Here is a 2221-nt window from a genome sequence, read left to right as displayed (position 1 = left end):
AACAGTTTTGTGCCTTGAAGCGTAGCGGAAAGGAATGGTCATAATCATGAAAAAGTGGTTCAAAGCATTTGCCGTAATGGGTGCATGTGCATTCATGCTCGGTACGATGGGCGTCGCCTCCGCAGATGAGTACGAGGGCTATGACGAGGACGGCAACTACGTCTACGCCGTGACGGACGAACAGGGCAACGTCGCTGTCGCAGTCGCCGACGAGGATGGTAACTATGCTGTTGTTGCAGAGGGTGCGGACGGCAGCACCTACGAGGAAACCGGCTCGTACTAATCGCAGAAACACAAAAAGGGGGTGCTGCACGAAGCAAAAACTTCGTGCAGCACCCCCTACTTCTTGCTGTCACGTCTCTCGGAGCGAGTGCTCCAACTCCTCCAACGTCTGCTGCTTGCTCTCGCGTCCGAGGAGAATCACCGTACCCGAGATCAATGCGAAGACCGCTGCGAACATCATAAAGATGCCGCTCATCGGGAATGCATGCGCGAGCATCACGCCCACAAGCATCGGCGCAATCATCCCGCCAATGCGCCCGAAGCCCGCCGCCCAGCCGCTGCCAAGTGCACGCATCGACGTCGGATACTGCTCCGGTGTATAGGTGTAGATCACGCCCCATGCCCCGAGGTTGAAGAAGCTCATCGCCGCCCCCCAGACGAGAAGTGCCGTGACATCAGCCGCATTGCCGAAGAAATAGCTGCACACGCCGCTCATCAGCAGGAACAGTCCGAGCGTATAACGCCGCCCAATCACATCCACCAGATATGCCGCCGCATAGTAGCCGGGCAGCTGCGCGAGCGTCATGATGAGCACATACTCGAACGTCTTGACGATCTCGAACCCCTGTGCATACACAATCGACGGCAGCCACATAAAGATCCCATAGTAGCTGAACACAATCCCAAACCAGGCAAGCCAGAGCATCGCCGTACGGCGGCGCATCCCCTTCGCCCAGAGCGACGCAAAGCCCGGTGTCTCCACACGCTCCGCCTCAACTCTGCCCGGTGCGAGCTGATCGAGGAACGGACGCTCCGGCATCTTCAGCTGACGCTCGATATCGCGGATAATCGCCTTTGCCTCATCCACGCGCCCCTTCGAGAGCAGATAGCGAATCGACTCCGGCATATGGAGACGCAGAAGGAACACATAGAGTGCAGGCAGCGCGCCAATGAGGAAGGCAGCCTGCCAGCCAAAGACCGGAATCAGGAGATAGGCGATGCACGCTGCGGCAAGCCAGCCCAGTCCCCAGAAGCTCTCAAGGAGGACAATGAACCGTCCGCGCAACTTCGCAGGTGCATACTCACTCATCAATGTCGCCGCAACAGGAAGCTCTCCGCCCAGACCAAAGCCCACAAGGAAACGGAACACAAGCAGCGACTCATAGTTCCATGCCACGGCACACAGCCCCGTCGATATGCTGTAGAGGAGAACCGTGATCGTAAACACCTGCTTGCGCCCGATGCGGTCTGCAATCGTCCCCGCAAGCACAGCACCAAGTGCCATCCCGATCAGCCCAATCGAGCCAATCCACCCCGCCTGTGCGGGCGTAAGCCCCCACTCTCGTGCAAGCACAGGCAGAACAAATGCGATCAATCCTGTATCCATCGCATCAAACAGCCAGCCAAGCCCCGTCACAGCAAGCAGCTTGTACTGGAACCTGCCCAGCGGCAGATTCTCCAATCGATCCAAAATCATAAAACAGCCTCCTTTATGGCGTGCGGTCAGTCGTACCGCCGCCCCATCAGAGAAAGAACGAAACATTCTCTATTATAGTCACACTATAATGAAAATGCAAGGAGATCGATCACTGCTTTGGAGGAATAAAAAGAAAAAGACCCGTGAATCATCACGAGTCTTTGATTTTGCGGCAACTACCTACTCTCCCACGCCGTCGCTGGCGGAGTACCCTCGACCTTTGAACGCTTAACTACTGTGTTCGGAATGGGAACAGGTGGAACCGTTCAGGCATCATCACCGCATACTTGAATGAGTCTTGCTCACTCAAAACTTCACAGAAGAAACTTCCTTGCAAATTAAAGCGAAATACTTGTTCACTTGATACTGTCGACATTGACTGCGTCAACGCCGCGTACTCTAAGTCACTGTCGACATTTGCTTCGCAAACGTCGACTAAGTGACTCACACAAAACTGCTCGCTCGCTCTCGCTCACGCAGTTTTGGTTCGCTACTTAGCGGTCAACGTCATCCAATCACACT

The 2221-nt window shown here is 55.4% G+C and carries 2 protein-coding genes and 1 rRNA gene; 1 reads left to right on the top strand and 2 read right to left on the bottom strand.

The genetic code is table 11. The features are described from left to right. Positions 1–46: 46 nt before the first annotated feature. Complete coding sequence (locus ACO6BQ_RS12440; protein ID WP_489121442.1) at positions 47–283, top strand: hypothetical protein; 237 nt, start codon at positions 47–49, stop codon at positions 281–283. Between the two features lie 69 nt (positions 284–352). Here ACO6BQ_RS12440 and ACO6BQ_RS12435 read toward each other — a convergent pair whose 3' ends face one another. Together ACO6BQ_RS12435 and rrf are read right to left on the bottom strand one after the other, a co-directional pair. Next, positions 353–1699: an MFS transporter gene (locus ACO6BQ_RS12435; RefSeq protein ID WP_489121439.1), complete on the bottom strand. Its 1347-nt coding sequence runs from the start codon at positions 1697–1699 to the stop codon at positions 353–355. A 167-nt stretch (positions 1700–1866) separates the two neighbouring features. Next, positions 1867–1983: ribosomal RNA gene (rrf, locus tag ACO6BQ_RS12430) — 5S ribosomal RNA — on the bottom strand. Positions 1984–2221: the final 238 nt, after the last annotated feature.

The organism is Centipeda sp. (in: firmicutes), assembly GCF_057271695.1.
This window is presented reverse-complemented; position numbering and strand designations above follow the sequence as displayed.

Excerpts from the sequence above, each read along its gene's own strand:
- ACO6BQ_RS12440 (WP_489121442.1), top strand. The coding sequence starts at position 47 with ATGAAAAAGTGGTTCAAAGCATTTGCCGTAATGGGTGCATGTGCATTC.
- ACO6BQ_RS12435 (WP_489121439.1), bottom strand. The coding sequence starts at position 1,699 with ATGATTTTGGATCGATTGGAGAATCTGCCGCTGGGCAGGTTCCAGTAC.